Source organism: Streptomyces sp. NPDC127100 (assembly GCF_042724095.1).
Taxonomy (GTDB): Bacteria; Actinomycetota; Actinomycetes; order Streptomycetales; family Streptomycetaceae; genus Streptomyces.
In genome coordinates this window covers 1-4,379 of the sequence record NZ_JBHXFL010000099.1, presented here as the reverse complement: position 1 = coordinate 4,379, position 4,379 = coordinate 1, and the positions used below count along the sequence as shown (strand labels likewise).

The 4,379-nt window shown below is 74.1% G+C and carries 3 protein-coding genes; 2 read left to right on the top strand and 1 reads right to left on the bottom strand.

All coding sequences use genetic code 11. The annotated features are described in order from the left end of the window. Positions 1 to 36: 36 nt before the first annotated feature. Positions 37 to 546: a DUF1990 family protein gene (locus ACFWJB_RS35380; RefSeq protein ID WP_385458208.1), complete on the top strand. Its 510-nt coding sequence runs from the start codon at positions 37 to 39 to the stop codon at positions 544 to 546. A 34-nt stretch (positions 547 to 580) separates the two neighbouring features. Here ACFWJB_RS35380 and ACFWJB_RS35375 read toward each other — a convergent pair whose 3' ends face one another. Then, positions 581 to 3,199 carry a glycosyltransferase family 1 protein gene (locus ACFWJB_RS35375; protein ID WP_386927419.1) on the bottom strand — a complete coding sequence of 873 codons (2,619 nt, stop codon included), beginning with the start codon at positions 3,197 to 3,199 and terminating at the stop codon, positions 581 to 583. A 452-nt stretch (positions 3,200 to 3,651) separates the two neighbouring features. Here ACFWJB_RS35375 and ACFWJB_RS35370 point away from each other — a divergent pair. Continuing rightward, on the top strand, positions 3,652 to 4,379 hold a 728-nt coding region (locus ACFWJB_RS35370), incomplete at its 3' end, for a maltotransferase domain-containing protein (protein WP_386927417.1).

Below are 4,379 nucleotides of genomic sequence, written 5' to 3'. Positions count from 1 at the left end.
CCCCGCTTCCCGGGGGCCGCCCTACTCTTGGTACCCATGTCCTTCACGTACGACGACGTCGGCGCCACCCGCGAGCGGGACCACTGCCCGCCCGGCTTCCGCCCCATGCACGTACGCACGCGCCTCGGGGAGGGCGAGCCGGTGTTCCGGCGGGCGGCCGAGGCCGTGCTCACCTGGGAGATGCACCGGGCGATGGGCGTCGGGATCGACGCGAGCGCGGACCGTGCCGCGCCCGGTGTCGACGTCACCGTCACCCTCGCCGGGATGATCAAGGCGCCGTGCCGGGTGGTGTGGACGCTGGAGGAGCACCGCCGGGCCGGCTGGGCCTACGGCACGCTGCCCGGCCATCCCGAGTCCGGCGAGGAGGCCTTCGTCGTGGACCGCACCGGCGACGGCACGGTCTGGCTGACGGTGACCGCCTTCAGCCGCCCGGCCAAGTGGTACGCGAAGGCCGGCGGACCGGCGACCCGGGGTTTCCAGCACGCCTACGCCCGCCGCTGCGGCACCGTCCTGCGGCGGCTGAGCGGCGGCGAGGAGGAGGACTGAGCCCCGCCCCCGCCGCCCCGGGGCGTCCCGGCGCTCACCTCATCAGCAGTCCCGCCGCCTCCCCCAGCTCGTCCGACGGCACCGCGACCAGCCCCGCCTCCGCGGCGGACGCCAGCAGCCGGTGCGCGGGGAGGATGCGGACCGTGTAGCCGAAGGGCCCGGTGCGGTCCAGGCCGAGCGGGCCCTCGTACACCCAGCGGCCCTCCAGGTCGGGCCCGCCCACCGGTTTGAGCGGCACGGTCGTCGCGGCCGTGATGCGGTCCTCGGAGTCCACCCGGCCGGACACCGCCTGGACCTCCACGTCGTCCGGGGCGAGGTCGCCGAGCCGCACCCGCACCCGCAGGCCTAGCGTCGAGCCGAGCTCCGCCGTGGCGGCCGGCGCGGAGGTCTCGACGTGGTCGACGCTCACTCCGGGCCAGGCCGCCCGCACCCGCGTCTTCCACTCGGCCAGCGCCCGGGCGGAGTCCGGGTCCATCGCACGGTGCGCCTCGGCCGCCGGGGCGTACAGCCGCTCGACGTACTCCCGGACCATGCGGCCGGCCAGCACCTTCGGCCCGAGCAGGCTCAGGGTCCTGCGCACCATCTCGATCCACCGGTCGGGCAGCCCGCTCGCGCCCCGCTCGTAGAAGCGGGGGGTGATCCGCTGCTCCAGCAGGTCGTAGAGGGCGGCGGCCTCTATGGCGTCGCGCCGGTCGGCGTCCGTGCCGGCGCCGTCCGCGGTGGGGATCGCCCAGCCGAAGTCCGGCTGGAACCACTCGTCCCACCAGCCGTCCAGCACCGACAGGTTGAGGCAGCCGTTGAGCGCCGCCTTCATCCCGCTGGTCCCGCACGCCTCCAGGGGCCGCAGCGGGTTGTTCAGCCAGATGTCGCAGCCGGGGTAGAGCTTCTGCGCCATCGCCATGCCGTAGTCCGGCAGGAACACGATGCGGTGCCGCACCCGCGGGTCGTCCGCGAACCGCACCAGCTCCTGCACCAGCCGCTTGCCGCCGTCGTCCGCCGGGTGCGCCTTGCCGGCGACGACGATCTGGACCGGCCGCTCGGGATGCAGCAGCAGCTCCGTCAGCCGCTCCCGGTCGCGCAGCATCAGCGTCAGCCGCTTGTACGACGGGACGCGCCGCGCGAAGCCGATGGTCAGCACGTCCGGGTCGAGGACGTCGTCGATCCAGCCCAGCTCCGCCGTGCCCGCGCCGCGCTGCCGCCAGGAGGCGCGCAGCCGCTCGCGCACCTCGGTCACCAGTTGCTCGCGCAGGGTGCGGCGGAGCTCCCAGATGTCCTGGTCGGGGATGTCGGCAACCGAGTCCCAGCGGTCCGAGCCGCCCACGGTCAGGGCGTCCTCGGCGCGCTGCACGCCGATCCGCCGGGCGCCGAGCCGGAACACCTCGGGGGCGACCCAGGTCGGGGCGTGCACGCCGTTGGTGACGGAGGTGATCGGCACCTCCTCGGCGTCGAAGCCGGGCCACAGTCCGGAGAACATCTCCCGGCTGACGCCGCCGTGCAGCAGGGAGACGCCGTTGGCCCGCTGGGCGAGGCGCAGGCCCATCACGGCCATGTTGAACAGGCCGGGCTCGCCGCCGGGGTAGGTCTCCATGCCGAGGCGCAGGACGCGCTCGACGTCGATGCGCGGGAGTTCGGAGCCGGGGCCGAGGTGGCGGGCGACCAGTTCGCGGTCGAAGCGGTCGATGCCGGCCGGGACGGGCGTGTGGGTGGTGAAGACGGTGCCCGCCCGGACCGCCTCCAGCGCGGAGTCGAACTCCATCCCCCGGTCGCACAGTTCGGCGATGCGTTCCAGGCCGAGGAAGCCGGCGTGGCCCTCGTTGGTGTGGAACACCTCCGGTTCCGCGTGGCCGGTGAGCCGGCAGTACGTCCGCACCGCCCGGACACCTCCTATGCCCAGCAGCATCTCCTGGAGGAGCCGGTGCTCGCTGCCGCCGCCGTAGAGCCGGTCGGTGACGCCGCGTTCGCCGAGGTCGTTCTCCTCGACGTCCGAGTCCAGGAGCAGCAGGGGCACCCGGCCGACCTGGGCCAGCCAGACGCGGGCGCGCAGCTCCCGGCCGCCGGGCAGGGCGAGGGCGACGCGGGCGGGGGTGCCGTCGGGCTCCTTGAGGAGGGTCAGCGGCAGCTCGTGGGGGTCGAGGACGGGGTAGTGCTCCTGCTGCCAGCCGTCCCGGGACAGGGACTGGCGGAAGTAGCCGTGCCGGTAGAGCAGGCCGACCCCGACGAGCGGCACGCCGAGGTCGCTGGCCGCCTTCAGGTGGTCGCCGGCCAGGATGCCGAGACCGCCGGAGTACTGGGGCAGGGCGGCGGTGATGCCGAACTCGGGTGAGAAGTAGGCGACGGCGGCGGGCAGTCGGCCCGGCTGGACCTGGTACCAGCGGTCGCCGGTCATGTAGTGGTCGAGGTCGTCGGTGGCCGCGGCCAGCCGGCGCAGGAACCGGCGGTCCTCGGCCAGCTCCGCCAGCCGCGCGGGCGGAACGGTGCCGAGCAGCCGCACCGGGTCGCGGCCGGAGGCGGCCCAGCGTCCGGGGTCGACGGACTGGAACAGGTCGCGGGTCTCCGCGTGCCAGGACCAGCGCAGATTGCGGGCCAGATCGCTGAGTGGCCGGAGGGGGTCGGGGAGAACGGGACGGACGGTCAGTCGACGGATCGCCTTCACACTCCACCTCTGCCTGTTCGCTCGATTGGACGGGGTGTGTGTTACCTCGTCTCCATATGACGTTACCGGCGCCGGTGTGTCCCTCGCCGGGAGCTTCGCCCCCGGAGCCCTCAATCGGCCTGAACGGCCCCGTCCTCGGACGCCGTACGGGCCTATCCGTACCGGCGTGTCGATATGGCCGGATCTTTCCCCGTGGGCCTTCTTGTGGCATGTCGTCCCGCGCGAAAGGCTGCACATGTCGCGGAGGCACTGATTGCGGAAGCGGAGTGCGGGAAGGCGTTCGAACGGGACCCGCCGCATGTGTCGACATACGCGCGAGTAGTTAACAAAGTGCCGGATTGCCCACCCGAACAGTGTGGGAAGGCTCCTGCGGTACACCCCACGAGCACACCCCGCAGGACCACCTCCCCAGAGTCATCCGCCCACCCTCGTTGACGCGGACAGGAGCGGTCATGCCCGCCACGCACCACTCGTCATCCCCCACCGCACCCGGCGCCGGCGCGGTCCCCGGCCGCCCGGCCGACGCCGGCCCGCCGGGACCGGAACCGGTCCCGGCCGGGGAGTCCACCGTCGTCGGGCGCATCCCCGTCCTCGACGTGCGCCCCGTCGTCCGGCAGGGCCGCCGGCCCGCCAAGGCCGTGACCGGCGAGTCCTTCGAGATATCGGCCACCGTGTTCCGGGAGGGGCACGACGCGGTGGCGGCCAACGTCGTCCTCAGAGATCCGCACGGCCGGCCGGGCCCGTGGACGCCGATGCGGGAGCTGGCCCCGGGCACCGACCGCTGGGGGGCCACCGTGACCGCCGGGGAGCCCGGCACGTGGTCGTACACCGTCGAGGCGTGGGGCGATCCGGTCACCACCTGGCGGCACCACGCACGGATCAAAATCCCGGCCGGCCTCGACACGGAGCTCGTCCTGGAGGAGGGCGCGCGGCTGTACGAGCGCGCCGCCGCGGGCGTGCCGGAGAGCGGGGGGCGCGCCCTGCTGCTCGCCGCCGTCGACGCGCTGCGGGACGAGACGCGCCCGGCCTCGTCACGGCTGGCGGCGGCGTTGACGCCGGAGGTGGACGCGGTGCTGGCCCGGTACCCGCTGCGGGAGCTGGTCACCACCTCCGACCCGCTGCCCCTCCTCGTCGAGCGGGAACGCGCCCTGTACGGCGCCTGGTACGAGTTCTTCCCCCG